The organism is Mycolicibacterium lacusdiani (genome assembly GCF_021916785.1).
Taxonomy (GTDB): domain Bacteria; phylum Actinomycetota; class Actinomycetes; order Mycobacteriales; family Mycobacteriaceae; genus Mycobacterium; species Mycobacterium lacusdiani.
Genome location: NZ_JAKCFC010000002.1, coordinates 796086 through 817024, shown reverse-complemented (window position 1 = coordinate 817024; position 20939 = coordinate 796086). Strand labels below are relative to the sequence as shown.

The 20939-nt window shown below is 68.9% G+C and carries 19 protein-coding genes and 1 tRNA gene; 11 read left to right on the top strand and 9 right to left on the bottom strand.

The window, feature by feature from the left end:
• Positions 1–74 precede the first annotated feature (74 nt).
• Positions 75–806 carry a lytic transglycosylase domain-containing protein gene (locus tag LOK44_RS08960; protein WP_237569618.1) on the bottom strand — a complete coding sequence of 244 codons (732 nt, stop codon included), beginning with the start codon at positions 804–806 and terminating at the stop codon, positions 75–77.
• A gap of 165 nt (positions 807–971) precedes the next feature.
• Here LOK44_RS08960 and LOK44_RS08955 point away from each other — a divergent pair, with 165 nt between their 5' ends.
• The gene (locus tag LOK44_RS08955; protein ID WP_237569617.1) at positions 972–1907 is read left to right on the top strand and encodes an EfeM/EfeO family lipoprotein; all 936 of its coding nucleotides are present in this window, start codon (positions 972–974) and stop codon (positions 1905–1907) included.
• Positions 1908–2031: 124 nt separating this feature from the next.
• Positions 2032–3204: a Dyp-type peroxidase gene (locus tag LOK44_RS08950; RefSeq protein WP_237569616.1), complete on the top strand. Its 1173-nt coding sequence runs from the start codon at positions 2032–2034 to the stop codon at positions 3202–3204.
• A 1-nt stretch (position 3205) separates the two neighbouring features.
• Here the strand turns inward: LOK44_RS08950 and LOK44_RS08945 are convergent, their stop codons facing one another.
• The 3 genes from LOK44_RS08945 to LOK44_RS08935 all read right to left on the bottom strand — a co-directional run bounded on the left by LOK44_RS08945 (position 3206) and on the right by LOK44_RS08935 (position 8782).
• Complete coding sequence (locus tag LOK44_RS08945) at positions 3206–4198, bottom strand: nucleoside triphosphate pyrophosphohydrolase (RefSeq protein WP_237569615.1); 993 nt, start codon at positions 4196–4198, stop codon at positions 3206–3208.
• A 27-nt stretch (positions 4199–4225) separates the two neighbouring features.
• Positions 4226–7924 carry a transcription-repair coupling factor gene (gene mfd, locus LOK44_RS08940; RefSeq protein ID WP_237569614.1) on the bottom strand — a complete coding sequence of 1233 codons (3699 nt, stop codon included), beginning with the start codon at positions 7922–7924 and terminating at the stop codon, positions 4226–4228.
• A gap of 264 nt (positions 7925–8188) precedes the next feature.
• Positions 8189–8782, bottom strand: coding sequence for a TetR/AcrR family transcriptional regulator (locus tag LOK44_RS08935; protein ID WP_237569802.1), 594 nt, complete (start codon positions 8780–8782; stop codon positions 8189–8191).
• Between the two features lie 82 nt (positions 8783–8864).
• On the opposite strand from LOK44_RS08935, the gene LOK44_RS08930 reads away from it, so the two are divergent.
• The 8 genes from LOK44_RS08930 to pth all read left to right on the top strand — a co-directional run bounded on the left by LOK44_RS08930 (position 8865) and on the right by pth (position 14968).
• Positions 8865–8936: transfer RNA gene (locus tag LOK44_RS08930), tRNA-Gln, on the top strand.
• Positions 8937–9039: 103 nt separating this feature from the next.
• Complete coding sequence (glmU, locus tag LOK44_RS08925; RefSeq protein WP_237569613.1) at positions 9040–10497, top strand: bifunctional UDP-N-acetylglucosamine diphosphorylase/glucosamine-1-phosphate N-acetyltransferase GlmU; 1458 nt, start codon at positions 9040–9042, stop codon at positions 10495–10497.
• A gap of 103 nt (positions 10498–10600) precedes the next feature.
• Entirely contained in the window at positions 10601–11581 is a 981-nt protein-coding gene (locus LOK44_RS08920) for a ribose-phosphate diphosphokinase (protein ID WP_237569612.1), read from the top strand.
• Complete coding sequence (gene arsC, locus LOK44_RS08915) at positions 11582–11926, top strand: arsenate reductase (glutaredoxin) (protein ID WP_237569611.1); 345 nt, start codon at positions 11582–11584, stop codon at positions 11924–11926.
• Positions 11923–12591 (top strand): LpqN/LpqT family lipoprotein, encoded by a 669-nt coding sequence (locus tag LOK44_RS08910; protein ID WP_237569610.1) that lies wholly within the window; start codon positions 11923–11925, stop codon positions 12589–12591. The genes arsC and LOK44_RS08910 overlap by 4 nt, the downstream gene beginning before the upstream one ends.
• Positions 12592–12633: 42 nt before the next feature.
• Positions 12634–13512, top strand: coding sequence for an oxidoreductase (locus tag LOK44_RS08905; protein WP_237569609.1), 879 nt, complete (start codon positions 12634–12636; stop codon positions 13510–13512).
• A gap of 173 nt (positions 13513–13685) precedes the next feature.
• On the top strand, positions 13686–14369 hold the full coding sequence (locus LOK44_RS08900) for a 50S ribosomal protein L25/general stress protein Ctc (protein ID WP_237569608.1): 684 nt from the start codon (positions 13686–13688) through the stop codon (positions 14367–14369).
• 20 nt (positions 14370–14389) lie between these two features.
• Entirely contained in the window at positions 14390–14968 is a 579-nt protein-coding gene (gene pth, locus LOK44_RS08895; RefSeq protein ID WP_237569607.1) for an aminoacyl-tRNA hydrolase, read from the top strand.
• Positions 14969–15094: 126 nt separating this feature from the next.
• On the opposite strand, the gene LOK44_RS08890 is transcribed toward pth, so the two are convergent.
• Genes LOK44_RS08890 through LOK44_RS08880 form a run of 3 tightly spaced genes read right to left on the bottom strand, consistent with a single transcriptional unit; the run spans position 15095 to position 17980 of the window.
• Positions 15095–16129 (bottom strand): 4Fe-4S binding protein, encoded by a 1035-nt coding sequence (locus LOK44_RS08890; RefSeq protein WP_237569606.1) that lies wholly within the window; start codon positions 16127–16129, stop codon positions 15095–15097.
• Positions 16130–16169: 40 nt separating this feature from the next.
• Positions 16170–17018, bottom strand: a complete 849-nt coding sequence (locus LOK44_RS08885) for an ABC transporter permease (protein ID WP_237569605.1) — start codon at positions 17016–17018, stop codon at positions 16170–16172.
• Entirely contained in the window at positions 17015–17980 is a 966-nt protein-coding gene (locus tag LOK44_RS08880) for an efflux ABC transporter ATPase subunit, DrrA-related (protein WP_237569604.1), read from the bottom strand. The genes LOK44_RS08885 and LOK44_RS08880 overlap by 4 nt, the downstream gene beginning before the upstream one ends.
• A 70-nt stretch (positions 17981–18050) precedes the next feature.
• On the opposite strand from LOK44_RS08880, the gene LOK44_RS08875 reads away from it, so the two are divergent.
• Positions 18051–18665, top strand: a complete 615-nt coding sequence (locus tag LOK44_RS08875; protein ID WP_237569603.1) for an AAA family ATPase — start codon at positions 18051–18053, stop codon at positions 18663–18665.
• A 9-nt stretch (positions 18666–18674) separates the two neighbouring features.
• Here LOK44_RS08875 and LOK44_RS08870 read toward each other — a convergent pair whose 3' ends face one another.
• Together LOK44_RS08870 and LOK44_RS08865 are read right to left on the bottom strand one after the other, a co-directional pair.
• Positions 18675–19058, bottom strand: coding sequence for a hypothetical protein (locus LOK44_RS08870; protein WP_237569602.1), 384 nt, complete (start codon positions 19056–19058; stop codon positions 18675–18677).
• An 81-nt stretch (positions 19059–19139) separates the two neighbouring features.
• Positions 19140–20774, bottom strand: a complete 1635-nt coding sequence (locus tag LOK44_RS08865; protein WP_237569601.1) for a fatty acyl-AMP ligase — start codon at positions 20772–20774, stop codon at positions 19140–19142.
• Positions 20775–20939: the final 165 nt, after the last annotated feature.

Sequence of the window (20939 nt, the reverse complement as noted above, 5' to 3'; positions counted from 1 at the left end):
TCCGTCCGGGGTGATTGCGCACATCAGCCTAGAGGGTGGGCGTGGCGGCTGCCCCTCCCAGGACCGCGTGTGCCCTAGAGGTGGTGGCCCTCGGCGTACGCCGTCGCCCAGTCGCGCACGGTACGGGCGTACTGATCGGACAGGTTGTAGGCCCGCAGCGCGTCCATCCAGCCCTGCGGCTTGGCCAGGTCCTTGCCCCGCCAGCACAGGTATCCGGCCGCCGACAGCGCGGCGTCGTCGATGTTGTCGGGGCTGATCTGCCCGTCGTTGTTGGCGTCGACGCCGTACAGCTTCCACGTCTCGGGGATGAACTGCATGGGCCCCATCGCCCGGTCCAGCTCCTCGTCGCCGTCGAGCTTGCCGCGGTCGGTATCGGCGATCGCCATGTTGCCCAGCGAACCGTCGAGGCGCACCCCGCGGATCGGTGGCGTGACCTCGCCGCCGGGCGTCACCGACGAGCCGCGGTAGGTGCCGTGATGGCTCTCGACCATCCCGATGCCTGCCAGCGTCGTCCACGCCAGGTGACACTTCGGGTTCACGACCTCCGCCACCCGCGCGGCGTAGGCGTACGCCTCGAGCGAGGTCACCGGCATGCCGAGGGCGGGCGCCCGTTCCGCGGCCCATTCGTGCAGCTGATCGGCCGCGCGGCCCTTGGCCTGGGTGTCGATCTGGGGCACCGGGTCACCGCTGGGCGGCGGGACGCCCTCGGGGATCGGGATGCCGGTCTGCCACGAGCACGAGGAAGCCATGAGCAGCGCCGTTGCGATGATCACCGCGACGGCCCGCCCTACACGCAGTGGCGACACCGGACTCCTCTGACCTGACGGACCCGACCCATTGTGCCAAGGCCAACGGCGTGGTCCCCGCAACCGTGCCGCACGACGGGCCATTCAGACGCCGTATTTAGGGCTGCCTACCCTATGAATGCGTCGCGCGGTAATGTCACGCGCGTCTAACTATGAGGAGGCTGTATGAGACGGCATGTTGCCTGGCCGGTGTCGGTCGCGGCGGTAGCCCTGGTCCTGAGCGGCTGCTCCGGCAGCACCAGCGAAGGGTCGGACTCCAGCGCGAGCGAGACCAGCTCGAGTTCGCCGGCCTCCAGCTCCTCGGCGGTAGCGGCACCGAACCCGTTGGCGGACCAGGCGGCAGTCGAGTACAAGGCCTACGCCGACGGACAGGTCGACGAACTCGTCGGCGCCGTCAAGGTTCTCACCGACGCGGTGCGCGCGAACGACCTGAAGGCCGCGCAGGACGCCTATGCCCCATCGCGCGTGCCCTGGGAGCGCATCGAGCCGCTCGCGGGCCTGGTCGAGGAGATCGATGGTCTCGTCGACTCGCGCGTCGACGACTTCTCAGGTGTCGACGATCCCAAGTTCACCGGCTGGCACCGGCTCGAGTACCTGCTGTTCGAGAAGAACACCACCGAGGGTGGCGCTCCGTACGCCGACCAGCTCGACAAGGACATCGCGACGCTCAAGGAGCAGTTCGCGACCGTCGAGGTCAAGCCGATCGACGTGTCCAACGGCGCTGCCGAACTCATCGAAGAGGTCTCCGAAGGCAAGATCACCGGTGAGGAGGACCGCTACTCGAAGACCGACCTGTGGGACTTCGACGCCAACATGCAGGGCGCCCAGGCCGCGGTCGACAAGTTGACCCCGGCACTCAACGAGGCGGACCCGGCGCTGCTCGGCAAGATCGATGCCGGGATCACGTCGGTGTTCGACACGATGGCACCGCTGCGTCAGGGTGAGGGATGGGTGCTGTTCTGCACCGAGAACGATCCCTACCCGTCCCCGCGCTGCCCGGCCGTCACCGTGACACCCGATGTGATCGACAAGCTGAAGGCCGAACTGGCCGGGCTGTCGGAGAACCTGTCGCAGGTGTCGGGAGTCCTGAAGCTTTCGTGACGGCAGGCCTTTCGTGACGGCGGGCCCGACTGATCGGTCCCCGCGCCGGGGCATCTCGCGACGAGGTTTCGTCACGGGTGCCCTCGGCGCGGGCGCCGGCGCCGCGGTGGGAGTCGGTGCCACCATGGCGCTGACCGACTCCGGCCACGGTGAGGGCAATCGCGGTCGCCCCGACCCACGGTTCGTGGCGTTCGAGGGACCGCACCAGACTGGCATCACCGCGCTACCGATTCCCGAGCAGGGGCTGGTCGCGTCGTTCAACCTGCAGTCCCGCAACCGCGCGGGACTCGAGGCGACGCTGCGGGAACTCACCGAGGAGATCCGCGGGTTGATGGCGGGCCAGCCGCCCGAGACCCGCGATCCCGCCTACCCGCCGGTGGACTCCGGCATCCTCGGCGAGAAGCCGCCGCCGGACAACCTCTCGATCGTGGTCGGCCTCGGCGCATCGGTGTTCGACGACCGGTTCGGCCTGGCCGATCGCAAGCCCAGGGATCTGGTCACCATGCCGTTCCTGGCCAACGACCGGCTCGATCCCAAGCTCTCCCACGGCGACGTCTCGATCATCTTCGAGGCAGGCCACAACGACACCGTGCAGTTCGCGTTGCGTCAGCTGATGCGCAGGACCCGCCGCGACATGGTGCTGCGCTGGATGATCGACGGCTACGCCCGCGGCATCGGCGCAGGCGCCACCTCCGGAGCCACCACACCGCGAAACCTGTTGGGCTTCAAGGACGGCACGGCGAACCTCGACGTCGACGACGACGCACTCATGGACCGCCACGTCTGGGTCGGCCCGGGAGACGGCGAGCCCGAGTGGGCAGTCGGCGGCTCGTATCAGGCGGTCCGGATCATCCGCATGTTCGTCGAGTTCTGGGACCGCACCCAACTCGTCGAGCAGGAGGCGCTGATCGGCCGCAGCAAGGTCAGCGGCGCGCCGCTCGGCCTCACCGGCGAGTTCACCGACCCCGACTATCCGTCCGACCCCGACGGCAAGCGAATCAAGATGGACGCCCACATCCGGCTGGCCAACCCCCGCACCGCGGGCACGGACGAAAACCTGATCCTCCGGAGGGGGTTCAACTACTCGCGCGGGTTCGACGGCGCCGGCCGACTCGACCAGGGCCTCGCCTTCATCGCTTACCAGCGCAGCCTGGAGAAGGGCTTCCTCGCCGTGCAGGAACGGCTCAAGGGCGAACCGCTCGAGGAGTACATCATGCCGGTGGGCGGCGGCTTCTTCTTCATGCTGCCCGGCGTCACCGGAGACGACCGCTTCCTCGGCGACACCCTGCTCGCGTGAGCTACTCGGGGGCCGCTTCCGGGTCAGCCGGGGGCTGCTCTTCGCCCTCGTGCGTCGTCGGCCAGTGCGCCCGCCACTCGTCCTCGGTGATCGCCCCAGGTGACGTCACGTCGATCGCCTGCGGCGCATCGCTACCGCGCCGGGCGGCGGCCACGGCCTGCTCGACCTTGCGGACGGTGTCCATGAAGTCCAGCGTCGCGGTCCGCATGGCGTTCTCGGTGTCACCACCGTGCGCGGTCCCGATCGACACCATGCCCTCGGGGATCAAGTCGGCAGGCAGCCCGGCGGCGGACACCCGCTCGTAGACCTTCTGCGTCAACGCGAGCGCCGGCTGCGCGATCGGCACGTCGTCCATCGACGAGTTCCTGACCTTCTCGGCGGCCTTGCGTTCCTCCCACTGCGCGAGCTGCTCCTCCAGCGACACCGACTCCCCGGCCAACACGGCGGGCACCCGGTTGGCCAGCTTGCGGACCAGCGCGTCGGCGACATCGTCGATCGAGAACGCACCCTCGGGTGCGTCCTGGGCGATGCGGGCGTGAAAGAGCACCTGCAGCAGCACGTCGCCGAGTTCGTCGCGGACGTCCTCGGCGTTGCCGCCCCGCACCGCGTCGAACAGTTCGTAGGTCTCCTCGAGCAAGTACCGACGTAGCGAGTCGTGGGTCTGCTCGCTCTCCCACGGCCCCGCGGTGCGGAGCCGGTCCATCGTGGCGACTGCGTCGACCAGCCGCTCGCCGGGCTGCGGGGGAGGCACCGAGATCAACTGCTCCCCCGCGGCCAGCCGGGAGCGCACCTCGGGATGGTCGGGGTCCGACGACAGCAGCACCGGCGCCGCGTCGTCATCGGGTGCGCCGAACGAGCATGGCCGGGCCGCGGGCAGCGACCAGGGCACCTTGATCGGCATCTCCTCGGTGTACTGAACGTCCCCGGCGAGCAGGCCGACGGCCTCGACCGGCACCAGCGAGGGGCGGCGTGGGTCGACCAGGACGACGGTCACGGGAACTCGAACATCGTCGTGGGACCTCTACCTCTTCGCGCGTGCGGGGGTGGACGCACCCTGCTCCTCGCGCGAACTCTGCTCGCCGCGCCACTGGTCGAAGTTCGTTATATCAACATCGGTGCGAGGTCGGCCATCCAGCGCCAATAGCAGTTCGGCCACGGCACCGGCCAGTTCGAGGTCCCGGATGCGCGGGGCGCCGATGCCGGTGCCCGCCCGCGGGATCGGCATGGTGATCGTCGACGTCGTCGCGCGGTAGGTCGCACTGGGGTACATCCGCTTGAGGCGCAGTTGCTGGGAATCCTGCAGCGGCAACGGCGAGATGCGCACCGTCGACTCCGACACGCCGCCCACTTCGGTCACGCCGTACTGGCGGCACAGCAGCCGCAGCCTGGCCACCGCGACCAACCGCCGCGCAGGCTCCGGCAGCGGGCCGTACCTGTCGACGAGTTCCTCGACGACAGCGGCGATCGCCTCCTCGTCGTTGGCGGCCGCGAGCCGGCGGTAGCCCTCCAGTCGCAGCCGGTCGCTGCCGATGTAGTCGGGCGGCAGGTTGGCGTCGATCGGCAGGTCGATCCGGACGTCCTTCGGTTCCTCCTGCGTCGCAACGGTTTCTCCGTCGACGGCAGCGCGGAACGCCTCGACGGCCTCCCCGACCAGGCGCACGTAGAGGTCGAACCCGACCCCGGCGACGTGACCGGACTGCTCGGCGCCCAGCACGTTGCCCGCGCCGCGGATCTCGAGGTCCTTCATGGCCACGGCCATGCCTGCGCCCAGCTCGTTGTTCTGGGCGATGGTGGCCAGCCGGTCGTAGGCCGTCTCGGTCAGCGGAACCTCCGCCGGGTACAGGAAGTACGCGTAGCCGCGCTCCCGGCTGCGCCCGACGCGGCCGCGCAGCTGATGTAGCTGGGAGAGGCCGAAGGTGTCTGCGCGCTCCACGATCAGCGTGTTGGCGTTCGAGATGTCCAGGCCGGTCTCGACGATCGTGGTGCACACCAGGATGTCGTAGTCGCGGTTCCAGAACCCTTCGACCGTGCGCTCCAGCTGCTCCTCGGGCATCTGCCCGTGTGCGACGACTACGCGGGCCTCGGGCACCAGGTCGCGGATCTTGGCCGCGGCCGAGTCGATGGAGCGCACCCGGTTGTGGATGAAGAACGCCTGGCCGTCGCGCAGCAGTTCGCGGCGCAGCGCTGCCGCCACCTGCTTGTCGTCGTGCGGCCCGACGTAGGTCAGCACCGGGGACCGCTCCTCGGGTGGCGTGAGGATCGTCGACATCTCGCGGATGCCTGCCAGGCTCATCTCCAGGGTGCGCGGGATCGGCGTGGCGCTCATGGTCAGCACGTCGACGTGGGTGCGCATCGACTTGATGTGCTCCTTGTGCTCGACGCCGAAGCGCTGCTCCTCGTCGACGATGACCAGGCCGAGGTCCTTCCACGTGACACCGGTCTGCAGCAGCCGGTGCGTGCCGATCACGATGTCGACCGAGCCGTCGCGCATGCCCTCGAGCGTCTTGCGCGACTCCGACGGATCGGTGAAGCGCGACAGGCCCTTCACCGTCACCGGGAAGCCCGTCATCCGCTGACTGAACGTCTGCAGGTGCTGATCGGCCAGCAGCGTCGTCGGCACCAGCACCGCGACCTGCTTGCCGTCCTGCACCGCCTTGAACGCCGCGCGCACCGCGATCTCGGTCTTGCCGTAGCCGACGTCACCGCAGATGACCCGGTCCATCGGGACCGGCTTCTCCATGTCGCTCTTGACCTCGGTGATGGCGGTCAGCTGGTCGACGGTCTCGGTGAATCCGAACGCGTCCTCCATCTCGTTCTGCCACGGGGTATCCGGACCGAACGCATGCCCGGGCGCAGACTGACGCTTGGCGTACAACGACACCAGCTCGCCTGCGATCTCGCGTACTGCCTTGCGCGCCTTGGTCTTCGTGTTGGCCCAGTCGCTGCCGCCGAGCTTCGACAGCGACGGTGCCTCCCCGCCGACGTAGCGGGACAGCTGGTCGAGGGCGTCCATCGGCACGAACAGCTTGTCCGAGCCGCCGCCGCGCTTGGCCGACGCGTACTCCAGCACCAGGTACTCGCGGCGCGCGCCGCCGACGGTGCGTTCGGTCATCTCGACGAACCGACCGATGCCGTGCTGGTCGTGCACCACCAGGTCGCCCGCGGTCAGCGCCAGCGGGTCGACGACGTTGCGCCGCTTGGCGGCGAGCTTCTTGCCCTCGGTGGCCGTCACCCGGTTGCCGGTGAGGTCCGCCTCGGTGATCACCACGAGCTTGGCCCCTGGCAGCACGACGCCTTCGCACAGCGGGCCCTTGAGCACCCCGACGACGCCGGCCTTGGGGGCGTCGCCCGGCTCGAGCATCGCCGCGGCGACGTCGGATTCGCCGAGCTGCTCCACGACGCGGTGCGCGGTGCCCGCGCCGGGTGCGACGATCGCCGCCAGCCCGCCGGTGGCGACGTGCGCGCGCAGCATCGCGAAGACCTCGTCTTGGAAGTCCGGGGTGTTCTGCTGCGACCGTGCTGACGGAGCCGGCCGGATGTCGAGTGTGATCGCCGACGGATCGCCGAGCTGACTCAGCGTCCACCACGGATGCCCGCCCGCCGCGGCGTTCGCCCTGACCTCCTCGAGACCACGGAATCCCGAGCCGCCCAGCTGTTCCAGGTCGATCGGTGCGTCGGCGCCCATGGCCGCGATCGACCACGACGCCTCGAGGAACTCCCGGCCCGTCTTGACCAGGTCGGCCGCGCGGGTGCGCACCTTCTCCGGATCGCACACCAGCACCGGGCTGTTCGCCGGCAGGTGGTCGGTCAGCAACGACAGGTCGGCGGGACGCAACACCGGCAGCAGCGACTCCATGCCCTCGACGGGGATGCCCTCGGACAGCTTGGCCATCATCTCGCCGACGGTGCCGCTGACGCGGTTGTCGTCGTGGGGCTGTTCGGCGGCCAGCGCGGCGGCACGCTTGCGCACGTCGTCGGTCAGCAGCAGTTCACGGCACGGCATCGCGATCAAGCTGTCGACCTCGATCTCGGGGATCGAGCGCTGATCGGCGACCGAGAACATCCGCATCTCGGACACCTCGTCGCCCCAGAACTCGATGCGCACGGGATGCTCGGCGGTCGGTGCGAACACGTCGAGGATGCCGCCGCGGACCGCGAACTCACCGCGCTTGGCGACCATGTCGACGCGGGTGTAGGCCAGCTCGACGAGGCGCTCGATCACGCCGTCGAAGTCGGCGTCGGAACCGACCGTCAGCGTCACGGGTTCGACTCGGGCGAGGTCCGGCGGCATCGGCTGCAGCAGTGACCGCGCGGTGGTGACGACCACCCGCAGCGGGCGGCCGAGCCGAGTGTCGTCGGGGTGAGCGAGCCTGCGCAGCACCTTCATTCGTGCGCCGACCGTCTCCACGCCCGGCGACAGGCGTTCGTGCGGCAGGGTCTCCCACGACGGGAACATCGCGACGGCGTCCCCGAGCACCGCCCGCAGCTCGTTGGCGAGTTCGTCGGCCTCCCGGCCGGTCGCGGTCACGGCCAGCAGGGGTCCCGCTTCGGCGAGCGCGGCGGCGACGAACAGCCGCGCGGCAGCGGGCCCGACGAGCGCGCCTTCGGTGGCGCCGGCCGCAGCGCGTTGTGTGACGTCGCGCAGCCCCGGGTCGGTCAGCGCAAGCGAGACGAGCCCGGCGATCGGGGTCTGGACATGGTCATACCCCGGTGCATTCATGGTTCCTCCATTGTAGGGAGCGCTCCGACGTCCGCCGACCGGGTGACCGCCGGGCTGGGCGGGCACCGGGGAGCTTCGTCACAGCCGTCACAGGTGTCACTGGCCGAGGCGCGCCACCGGACTCGTGAATGTCCCATCTGGTCAGCGAATTAACACCCCGATGACAAGGGTCGGGCGATTGATTCGCTCGCTAGGTGGAACATCGCGCAGTCGATCGGGCCGCCGCGCGCAGTGACTCTCGTGACTGATGTGACGTGCGTCGAGCTACTGCTCGTGCAGCATCGGGTCGGGCTCGAGGTGGGTCAGACCGTTCCACATGAGGTTCACCAGGTGGGCGGCCACGACCTCCTTCTTCGGTTCGCGGGTGTCGAGCCACCACTGCGCCGTCATCGACACCGACCCGACGAGGGCCTGTGCGTACAGCGGCGCGAGTTCGGGGTCGAGACCGCGGCGGGAGAAGTCGCCGGCCAGGATCGACGACACCTGGTTGACCGCGTCGTTGAGCAGCGTCGAGTAGGTGCCCGACGTGATGGCCGCCGGGGAGTCGCGGATCAGGATGCGGAACCCGTCGGTGCGTTCCTCGACATAGGTGAGTAGCGCCAGCGCGACGCGTTCGAGGCGGACCCGGGAGCGGTTGTTGCTCAGTGACGACGTGATCCCGTCCAGCAGAGCGGACATCTCGCGGTCGACGACGACGGCGTAGAGGCCTTCCTTGCCACCGAAGTGTTCGTAGACGACGGGCTTGGAGACGTGCGCGCGCTGAGCGATCTCCTCGATCGAGGTGCCGTCGTATCCGCGTTCGGCGAACAGCGACTTCGCGATCTCGATGAGCTGTTGGCGTCGCTCGCTACCGGTCATCCGGGCGCGGGGTGCGCGGGGTTCCTTCTCCGGTGCGGCCACGCCGATTACCCTATGTGGTCGACTAGAGTCTCACCGACAGTCCGTCGTAGTGTAATCGGCAGCACCTCTGTTTTTGGTACAGATAGTTCAGGTTCGAGTCCTGGCGACGGAGCAGCGAGCAGCCCTGCAAGCCCCCCGCCGAGCGTGCGCGTCTGCGGCCGACACGCCGCCAAAATCCCACACTCCGCGCACGCTCGCGTGAAAAGAAGGTCAACATGACGACACGAGGCGAGGCCGCGGTCATCGTCCTGGCAGCCGGGGCGGGCACTCGGATGCGCTCGACCATTCCCAAGGTCCTGCACACCCTGGCGGGCCGCAGCATGATCTCCCACGCCCTGCACGCGATCGCCGCGGTCGAGCCGCGGCACCTCGTCGTGGTGGTGGGCAGTGACCGCGAGCCGGTGTCGGCGGCGGTCACCGCGCTGGCCGAGGAACTGGGACGCGATGTGACGATCGCCGTACAGGAGGAGCAGCGCGGCACCGGCCACGCCGTGGGGTGCGGGCTCACCGCACTGCCAGATGACTTCACCGGCACCGTGGTCGTCACCGCGGGCGATGTCCCACTACTGGACGCCGACACCCTCGCCGACCTGATCGACGCGCACAGTGCGGAGTCGGCCGCTGCCACGGTGCTCACCACCACCGTCGCCGACCCGACCGGTTACGGCCGCATCCTGCGCACGCAGGACAGGGAGGTCATCGGAATCGTCGAGCAGGCCGACGCCACCGAGAAGCAACGCGACATCCGCGAGGTCAACGCCGGCGTCTACGCGTTCGACATCGGCGCGTTGCGATCCGCGCTGAGCCAGCTGCGCAGCGACAACGCCCAGGGCGAGCTGTACATCACCGACGCCATCTCGATCGTGCGGCAGAGCGGCCACGTGGTCCGCGCCCGTCACCTCGACGACAGCGCGCTGGTTGCAGGCGTCAACGACCGCGTCCAGCTCGCCGATCTCGCGGCCGAGCTGAACCGACGCATCGTCGCGCGCCACCTGCGCGCGGGCGTCACGGTGGTCGACCCCGCGACCACGTGGGTGGACGTCGACGTGACGATCGGTCAGGACACGGTGGTGCGTCCGGGCACCCAGCTGCTCGGCGCCACCGCCGTCGGCGCGCGGTGCGAGATCGGGCCCGACACCACCCTGGCCGACGTCTCGGTCGGCGACGGCGCGTCGGTGATCCGCACCCACGGCACCTCCTCGGCGATCGGCCCCGGCGCCGTCGTCGGCCCGTTCACCTACCTGCGGCCCGGCACCGACCTCGGGGCCGACGGCAAGCTCGGCGCGTTCGTCGAGACGAAGAACGCCGTCATCGGCGCGTGTACCAAGGTGCCGCACCTGACGTACGTCGGCGACGCCGACATCGGCGAGCACTCGAACATCGGCGCATCGAGCGTGTTCGTGAACTACGACGGAGAAACCAAGCGCCGTACCACGATTGGTTCGCACGTGCGCACCGGCTCCGACACGATGTTCGTCGCGCCGGTGACGATCGGCGACGGCGCATACACCGGGGCGGGCACCGTCATCCGCACCGACGTCCCGCCGGGAGCGCTCGCCGTCTCGGCCGGCCCGCAACGCAACATCGAGGGCTGGGTGGAGCGCAAACGCCCCGGCAGCGCCGCCGCCGAGGCCGCCCGCAAGGCCGCCGGCAGCGCCCGAACCGACGACTGAGACGACGTCGTCCGTTGGCTTTCTGGTAACCCGGCCATGATCGCCCGGGGAACCTCCGTACCATTGCCCCGTATCGACCGCCGACCGCGAAGGCAGCTCTGAAGTGGCTACGGACTGGACCGACAACCGCAAAAGCTTGATGCTCTTCTCGGGCCGCGCTCATCCCGAGCTCGCCGAGCAGGTGGCGAAGGAACTCGACGTCCACGTGACGGCGCAGACGGCACGGGACTTCGCCAACGGCGAGATCTTCGTCCGCTTCGACGAATCCGTGCGCGGCAGCGACGCCTTCGTCCTGCAGAGCCATCCCGCGCCGCTCAACACGTGGCTGATGGAACAGCTGCTGATGATCGACGCGCTCAAGCGCGGCAGCGCCAAGCGGATCACCGCGATCCTGCCGTTCTACCCGTACGCCCGGCAGGACAAGAAGCACCGCGGACGCGAGCCCATCTCGGCCCGGCTGGTCGCCGACCTGCTGAAGACCGCGGGCGCGAACCGGATCCTGACCGTCGACCTGCACACCGACCAGATCCAGGGCTTCTTCGACGGCCCCGTCGACCACATGCGGGCGCAGAAGCTGCTGACCAGCTACATCGCCGAGAACTACTCAGGCCACGACATGGTGGTCGTCTCCCCCGACTCCGGCCGCGTCCGCGTCGCGGAGAAGTGGGCCGACTCGCTCGGCGGTGTCCCCCTGGCGTTCATCCACAAGACGCGTGACCCGCTGGTGCCCAACCAGGTGGTGTCCAACCGCGTCGTCGGCGACGTCCGGGGCAAGACGTGCATCCTGACCGACGACATGATCGACACCGGCGGCACCATCGCCGGAGCGGTGAACCTGCTGCGCCAGGACGGCGCGTCCGACGTCATCATCGCCGCCACCCACGGCGTGCTGTCGGATCCGGCGGCCCAGCGCCTCGCGGACTGCGGCGCACGCGAGGTCATCGTCACCAACACCCTGCCGATCGGCGAGGAGAAGCGCTTCCCGTCGCTGACCGTCCTGTCGATCGCCCCGCTGCTGGCCAACACCATCCGCGCGGTCTTCGACAACGGCTCCGTCACCAGCCTGTTCGACGGGTCGGCATAGATGACCCACCCGGTCATCTATCACAACCCGAAGTGCTCGACGTCGCGCAAGACCTTGGAGTTGTTGCGCGACAACGGCATCGAGCCCACGGTCGTGCAGTACCTGAAGACGCCGCCGACCCGTGCCGAACTGGCGACGATGATCGCCGACGCGGGCATCGACGTCCGGACCGCCGTCCGCAAGCGTGAGTCGCTGTACGCCGAACTCGGCCTGGCCGACGCATCCGACGACGAACTGCTCGACGCGATGGCCGCACATCCCATCCTGATCGAGCGACCCTTCGTCACGACGTCGAAGGGAACGCGGCTGGCCCGGCCGATCGACGCGGTGCGCGAGATCCTGTGACGCCGGCCCGCTTCACCCGCTGCGTGGTCGCGGCCGCGCTGGTCGCGCTCGGCCTCACGGCGTGCGGCCCGGCGACTCCCGAGTACAAGTCGATCTGGACGACGACCACCACGACGACGACGTCCACCAGCAAGGAACCGCCGATCCCGTTCGCGCAGTACCTCGAGAACGCCGGCGTCACGGGCCAGCCCGTCGCACCCGACAAGATTCCCGACCTCAAGGTGACCATGCCCGCCCCGGCCGGGTGGCGCACCTACTCAAACCCCAACCTGTCGCCCGGCACCCGCACGATCGCCAAGGGCGACACCTATCCGACGGCGATGATCCTGGTCTTCCGGTTGGCCGGTGACTTCGACGTCGCGGAGGCCATCAAGTACGCCGACGCCGACGCCGAGCTGTCGGAGAACTTCAAGAAGCTCAACGGCTCCAAGGACGACTTCAAGGGCTTCCCGTCGTCGATGATCGAGTGCACCTACGACCTCAACGGGCGGCGGATGCAGAGCTACAACCGCGTCGTCATCGCCACCGGACGGCCCGCGGCGCCCAACATGCCGGGCCAGCGCTACCTGGTGCAGTTGACCGTGACCAGCTTCGCGGACCAGGCGCGGGCCGAAGGCCCGGAGGTCGAGCAGATCATCAAGGGCTTCGACGTCGCCGCGGCGTAGCCGCATGTCCAACACTGCGGCGTAGGCCCTACTGTCGTCGTCATGAGCGACTGGACTGCTGCCGACCTGCCTTCGTTCGCCGGGCGGACCGTCATCGTCACCGGCGCCAACAGCGGCCTCGGCGAGGTGACCGCCCGCGAACTGGCCCGGGCCGGCGCCAGCGTGATCCTCGCCGTACGCAACGAGGAGAAGGGCCGGGCCGCCGCGGCGACCATGCCCGGCGACACCGAGGTGCGACGCCTCGACTTGCAGGACCTGGCATCGGTGCGCGCGTTCGCCAACGGCATTGCCAAGGTCGACGTCCTGGTCAACAACGCAGGCATCATGGCGGTGCCCTACGCCAAGACCGTCGACGGGTTCGAGAGCCAGATCGGCACCAACCACCTCGGCCACTTCGCGCTGACCAACCTGCTGCTGCCCAAGGTGAGCGACCGCATCGTCACGGTGTCGTCGATGATGCACCTGATCGGCGTCATCAGCCTCAAGGACCTGAACTGGACGTCGCGGCCGTATCTGGCGTGGCCGGCGTACGGGCAGTCCAAGCTGGCCAACCTGTTGTTCACCATGGAGTTGCAGCGCAGGCTGACCCAGGCCGGCTCGCCCGTGCGCGCGATCGCAGTGCACCCGGGCTACTCGGCCACCAACCTGCAGGGCAACACCGGCAACGCCTTGGGCAGCAAGGTGTGGCGCGCGGCGAACGCGGTCGCGACCGACGCCGATTTCGGCGCCAGGCAGTCGTTGTACGCGGTGTCCCAGGACATTCCCGGCGACTCGTTCGTCGGGCCGCGCTACGGCATGCGAGGCGCCACCGGGCTGGTGGGTCGCAGCCCGCTGGCGCGCAACGCCAAGACCGCCGCCGCGCTGTGGGACCTGTCGGCGCAGCTCACGGGCACCGACTTCACGCTCGCAGCCCGAATCTGACGCCGTCACTCGATTTCGTGGTGTAGGCCCGATTGCGCTAACCTTGGCGACGATCACGGCGAGGGTGGCCCCGGATTCTTGGCGAAGCCACCGTTATCGACGGAACACGAGCCGCAGCCCTGCTGCGCCGAGTCGCCCTTGCCGCGCCCACACCCCGGCATAGGAGCAGACACATGGCCAAGACCAAGGCCCACCTTCCGAACAACCTGACCGTCAAGGTCCGCACCGAGACCGGCAAGGGCGCATCGCGTCGCGCTCGCCGCGAGGGCAAGGTGCCCGCCGTGCTGTACGGCCACGGCACCGACCCGCAGCACCTCGAACTGCCCGCCCGCGAGCTGGCGGCCGTGCTCCGTAACTTCGGCACCAACGCGGTGCTGACGCTCGACGTCGAGGGCACCGAGGCGCTCGCGCTGCCCAAGCAGATCGAGATCCACCCGATCCGTCGCAACATCCAGCACGTCGACCTCATCGTGGTGCGCCGCGGCGAGAAGGTGACCGTCGAGGTCAACGTCGTCGTCGAGGGCGACGCCGCGCCCGGCACCCTGGTCACCCAGGAGACCAACAGCATCGAGATCGAGTCCGACGCCATGTCGATCCCGGAGCAGCTGACGCTGTCGATCGAGGGCACCCCCGCCGGTACGCAGATCTTGGCGAGCCAGATCGATCTGCCCGAGGGCGTCACGCTGGTGTCGGATCCCGAGCTGCTGGTCGTCAACGTCATCGTGGCGCCGAGCGAAGAAGAACTCGAGGCCGAGGGTGGTGGCCCGTCGCTCGAGGAGCAGGCCGAAGAGGCCGAGGCAGAGGGCGACGAGGACGGCGAGGCATCGTCGGATTCCGAGTCCGACTCCGACTCCTGATCGGGTAGGGCGGACAGCTCGTGGCCGAGCCGCTGCTGGTGGTCGGCCTGGGCAATCCAGGCCCGCAGTACGCCACCACCCGGCACAACTTGGGCTTCCTGGTCGCCGACGTGCTCGCCGACCGGATCGGCTCGGGCTTCAAGGTCCACAAGAAGTCCGGCGCCGAGGTGGTCACCGGCCGCCTCGGCGGCCGGTCGGTGGTGCTGGCCAAGCCGCGCACGTACATGAACGAGTCGGGGCGCCACGTCGGCCCGCTGGCGAAGTTCTACTCCGTGGCGCCTGCTGACGTGATCGTGCTGCACGACGAACTCGACATCGACTTCGGCCGCATCCGGCTGAAGTTCGGTGGCGGGGTCGCCGGGCACAACGGCTTGCGATCAGTCGGTTCGGCGTTGGGCACCAACGACTTCGCCCGGGTGCGGCTCGGCATCGGCCGACCGCCCGGGCGGCAGTCGGGTGCGTCATTCGTGCTGGAGAACTTCGCGTCCAGGGAGCTGCCGGAGGTCGGACTGCTCTGCGAGCAGGCCGCCGACGCCACCGAACTCCTGGTGCGCGACGGCCTCGAACCCGCGCAGAACGTCGTGCACGCCTGGGGCTAGCGGTGCCTAGTGCGGCCTAGTGCGGCCTAGTGCGGTACCACTCCCCTTCCGCGAGCGTGCGTGTCTGCGGGCGACACGCCGACCCGGAGGGCGAGTTCACGCACGCTCGCGCCTATCTCCGGAGCGCTAGCTCCGCCCCGCGATCCCGCTGTCGACGACCTTGGTCGGCTTGTGCGGATACCGCTTCTCGGCGAACGCCTTCGCCGCGGAGTTCGGTAGCACGTAGAGCGTTTCGCGCTTCTCCTGCAGCGGCTTGAGCACGATGTCCATGAACCCCTTGCGGTCGTCGAGGTATGGACCGATGACCTCCTCACCCGCCGGGCACACCGCCAGGCAGTAGGCCGCCTTGTAGTTCGCCTTGAACGACAGGCTCTGCCACATCGACGCGCTCTCGGAATCGGTGACGCGCGAACGGTAGTCGGCCGCGTCGTCGCTGTCGGCGACCGTCTGCACCCAGTCCGTGAAGCCGCCCATGAACTCGCGGTAGTTGTGCGTCGAGCACGCGAAGAAGTCGAACTCGCCGTCCTTCTTGATGGCCCCGACCGGGCACGCCGCCACGCACAGCTTGCACTCCAAACACGGCGAATAGTCCAGCGGCTCACCGTACTTCGAGATCGGCGCGTCGACGATGATCGTCGCCAGCAGGACGAAGTTGCCGAACTTCGGGTGGATGACGTTGCGGTGGATGCCCATCACGCCGAGCCCGGCGGCGACCGCGACGGGTTTGTGCGCGACCACCCAGATGCGGCCCGGGAAGCGGTCCATCTCCATCGGGAACGTGGCCGACGGGTTGAGCGACCGGTAGCCCGTGTCCTGGAGGACGCGCGTGATGCGGTGCGCCGCTTCGTTGATGATCTCCCCGCTGCGGTGGAACTCCTGGTTCGCGACGCTCCTGGCCACCGACCGCACGTTGTCCCGGTTCATCTTGACCACCAGCGAGATGAAGCTCCGAGCACCTGGCAGCGCGGCGTCGGCATGCTCGCGCTCGGACTGCAGCGCGGGGTCGTCGATGGTGGCGAACGCCGCGTCGTCGGCACCGGCGTCGAGGCACACCTGCCGGAGCCAGTCGGCGTCGATCACCGCGGGCGGCTTGAGCGTGTGGCCACGCATCTTCCGCACGGTGGGGTGATCGGCGATGCGGGGCGACACGTCCGAGGCCATGTGGCTGAGTATAGCCACATGAACTCAGATCACGTCAACGTCAATCAGACGTGCGCCGCGCATAGGCGCGCAGCGCGAACGGCGCGATCACCGCGGTGATGGACAGCGACCACAGGATGGTCGCCAGCACGGGATGGTGCAGTGGCAGTTGGGCGTCCGGTGGCGCGGGGGGACCGTTGCCCCACAGCTCGCGCATCGCCTGCGCCAGCGACGACACCGGGTTCCACTCGGCGACCACCCGCAGCCAGCGGGGCATGGGTTCCGTCGGCGCGAACGTGTTGGCCAGGAACGTGATGGGGAACAGGACGGTGAACATCACGCCGTTCACGGCCTCGACCGAGCGCATCAACGATCCGACCAGGATCCCGAACCAGATCATCCCGAAGCCGAACACCAGGATCAGTGCGAACGCGAGCACGGCTTCACCGACGCTGCCCCGGATCCGCCATCCGATGCACAACCCCGTCACCGCCATCACCACTACGCCGATCGACGAGTGCAGCAGGCTCGCCACGCTGCGGCCGATCAACACCGCCGAACGCCGGATGGGCAGGGAGCGGAACCGGTCGATGATGCCCTTCTCGACGTCGGCGGTGATGCCCGACGACACCACGAACGCGGTGAACACGATGGTCTGCGCCTGGATGCCGGGCAGCAGGAACTCCCGGTAGGACGCCCCGCCCCTGGTCGCGATCGACGCGCCGAAGACGAACGCGAACAGCAGCACGAACATGATGGGCTGCACGGTGACGTCGCTCAGCATCTCCGGCATGCGCTTGGTGTGAATCATGTTGCGCTTGACCATGATCCATGACTGCTGAACGATGTTGGTCGGGCGGATCTCCGGCCGCTCGGCGGTCACGGCGGGCCGTGGCTGGACGGCGGTCATGCGGGCTCCTCGTCGTCGGCGCGGTGGCCGGTCAGGGACAGGAATACGTCGTCGAGGCTTGGCCTCGACAAGCCGATGTCGTCGACGTCGATCTCGTGTTCTTGAAGCCAGCCGGCGACGGTGGTCAGTTCGGCGATGCCGTCGGCGGAGGCGGTGAGCTGACGCGCACCGATGTCCTCGTGCACCTCCGCGCCGGTGCGGGCCAGTAGATCCCGTGCGGCGGGTAGGTCGTCGGCATGGGAGACGGTGACGACGAGGCTGGCGTTGCCCGCCTGCTGTTTGAGCTGCAACGGCGTGCCCTTGGCGATGATGCGGCCGCGGTCGATCACGACGATGTCGTCGGCGAGCTGGTCGGCCTCCTCCAAGTACTGCGTCGTCAGTAGCAGCGTCGTGCCCTCGGCCACCAACCCGCGCAGCACGTCCCACAGGTCGTTGCGGCTACGCGGATCCAGCCCGGTGGTGGGCTCGTCGAGGAACAGCACCGGCGGTGACGCGATGAGGCTGACGGCGAGGTCGAGCCGTCTGCGCATGCCGCCCGAGTACGACTTGACGGGCCGGTCGGCGGCATCGGCGATGGAGAACTGTTCCAGCAGTTCGTCGCCGATCCTGGCCAGATCACGCTTCCCGATGCCGTACAGCCCACCGATCATGCGGATGTTCTCGCGCCCGGTCAGCAACTCGTCGACGGTCGCGGCCTGACCGGTCAGCCCCATGTTGCGCCGGACCATGTCGGGTTGCTCGCGCACGTCGTACCCCGCCACCCGTGCGGTGCCGCTGGTGGGCAGCGAGAGCGTCGTCATCATCCGCACGGTGGTGGTCTTGCCTGCGCCGTTGGGCCCCAGCAGGCCGAGCACCGAACCGGCGGGCACCGAGAAGCTCACGCCGTCGACCGCCGGTCTCTGGTCGTCGGCGCCACCGAACTTCTTGACGAGGTCGATCGCCTCGATGGCCGGGGACGTCATGGACCAACCGTAGCGAGGCCCGCCGACGAGACTCCATTGCATTTCATGCCCACCGCCTAGAGTCGGCGAGGTGCTGCTGTGGATCAACGGGGCATTCGGGGCCGGGAAGACGCAGACTGCCTTCGAATTGCACCGCCGACTGCCCGGCTCGCACGTCGCCGACCCGGAGCTGATCGGCTTCGCGATCCAGAAGATGCTGCCGCCCGACGCGCGCGGCGACTTCCAGGACCGCCCGCAGTGGCGCGCCGCGGTGGTCGCGACCCTGGTCGACGCGGTCGCCGCCAACGGGTCGGATCCGGTGATCGTGCCGATGACCCTGGTGGACAGCGCCTACTTCGACGAGGTGATGGGCGGGTTGGCCGGCGCGGGTGTCGACGTGCGGCACTTCGCACTGCAGGCGTCCGCGGACACGCTCCGTCGGCGGCTGCGAACCCGTTCCGCGTACTGGCTGGGCCGCGCGGTCGGACGTCCCGAGACGTGGGCCATGGACCAGATCCCGCGGTGCGTGCCTGCCCTGGCCACCGAGCGGTTCGCCGCGCACGTTCCGACCGACGAGCGAACCGTCGACGAGGTGGTCGAGGACATCGCCGAGCGCGCCGGACTGTCGCTGGGACGGCCCCGGTTGCCCGCCGCGCGGTATCAGCTGCGGCGTATCGCGGTGGGCGCGCGGCACATCAGGCTGTGACAACCCGGGTCAGGCGATGACGTCGTGCACCTGGTCGACGACGAAGGTCGTGCGGTCGGGTCCGATGCCGCCGGTGACGACCACCCAGCCTCCGACGGGCGGGTAGACGTTCTCGAACCAGGTGTTCTGTGGCTGACCCGTTCCGTACCAGGTCACCCAAGCCGCCGTCCCGCGTTGCGGGTAAACCTGGTTGACTGCCGACACCTGGCCCAGTCGATAACGGGGGTCGGCGGTGCATACGTTGACGGCGTGCTGCCAGCGGGCCTGCGACGAACCGCTGCTGCCACCGGCCTTCGACCGGCGCACCAAGTACACGATGAGCCAGACGATGCCGCCGCCAAAGAGCAACGAATAGAACGTCAGCTGGCCGAGTACGAGACCCGGTCGATCCACGACACCCCCCTATGGTGGCGAGCGTGCGCGAACTCGGGTTTTAGACCGGCGTGTCGCCCGCAGACACGCACGCTCGCGGGATTAGGTGACCAGCGAGACGGAGTTGGCGCGGCGCAGCTTGCCCGACGGCGTCTTCGGGATGGTGCCCGGGCCGAGGACGACCACGTTGCGCGGCCGGACGTCGACCTCGGTGACGACCTCGTGCGCGACGTCGTGCTCGATGCGGCGCACCTCTGCCGGGTCCTGCCAGGCGTTGGACTCGACGGCGACGGCGAACGTCTCGCGCGAGTGGCCCGCGTCGAGTCGCACGGCGACGGCGCAGCCGGGACGCACGCCCTTGACGCGGCCTGCGGCACGCTCGATGTCGGTCGGGTAGATGTTGCGACCCGCCATGATGATGACGTCCTTCACGCGGCCGCAGACCACGATGTGGCCGTTCTCCATTTGGTAGCCGAGGTCACCGGTGTCGTACCAGCCGTGGGCGTCCTGCGACGGCAGGAAACCGCCCATCGTGATGTAGCCGGGGGTCAGCGATTCGCCGCGCAGTTCGATGACGCCGACGCCGCGAGCGGGCATCACCTCACCGTTCTCGTCGACGACGCGCGCCTCGAGGTCCTGCAGCAGCGGGCCGAGCGAGGCCAGCCGTCGGGTGTTGCCCTTCGTAGACGGCACGGCGCGACGCAGCGCGGCAAGCAGGTCGGCGTCGACCTCGTCGACGACCAGGCCCGCGCCGCACTCGGAGAACGACACCGCCAGCGTCGTCTCCGCCATGCCGTACGCAGGCAGGATCGCGTTGGGGTCGAGGCCGAACGGCTTGCCGGCGTCCAACAGGTCCTCGACGTCGGCGGGTTCGACCGGCTCGGCGCCGGACAGCGCGAACCGCAGCGTCGACAGGTCGAACTGACCCGGCTCGGCCTGTTTGCGCAGCCGCTTGGCGAACAGCGCGTACGCGAAGTTCGGCGCCGCGGTCATGGTGCCCTTGTACTTGTCGATGAGCTTGGCCCACAGCAGGGTGTCCCGCAGGAAGTCCATCGGCGTGACCTTGACCAGCTCCGCGCCGAAGTACATCGGGATGGTTAGGAAGCCGACCATGCCCATGTCGTGGAAGCAGGGCAGCCAGCTGACCATGACGTCGGAGTCGACGTCGTACTGCGCGCCGACGAACATCGCCTCGGCGTTGGAGTGGATGTTGCGGTGGGTGATCTGCACGGCCTTCGGCGATCCGGTGGACCCGGACGTCAGCTGCATCAGCGCGAGATCGTCCTCGCTGGCCTCGACGGGATCGATCGGCTCGGCCTCGAGCAGGTCGGTCACCTTGAGGACCTTGATGCCCTTCTCCTCGAGCACGGGGATCGCGACGAGGAAGGGCTCCGAGACGATCACCGCGGTCGCCTCGATCATGCCGATCACGTTCATGGTGTCCTCGGCCCACACCACGAGGTCGGTCCGCGGCGTCGGCTGGTGCAGCATCGTCAGGCTCGCACCGCGCATCCATACGCCCTGGGCGGTGGGAGCGATCTCGACCGGGAAGCCTGCCAGCACGCCGACGGCGTCGCCGTGGCCGACGCCGGCTGCCGCCAGACCGCCTGCGATGCGGCGGGCGCGCTCGTGCACCTCGAGCCAGGTGTGCCGCACGGGTTCGTGGGGTTCGCCGGTCACCATGCCCCGCGTGCTCTCGTGAGCATTGCGGTACATCTTCTCGGTAAATCTACTCACCACGACCTCCTGAGTTCAGGCGCCTGTGCCCGGTAATCAATGCTCCACCTGCTGATAGCCGCCGCCGAGGAGGCGCGCACACACGATTCGGGAGCGGCTTGGAAAAGAAACGGTAAAGCGTCCGACGGCTTGGCCAGGGCGGGCACGATGCCCCCGTCGGGAGTC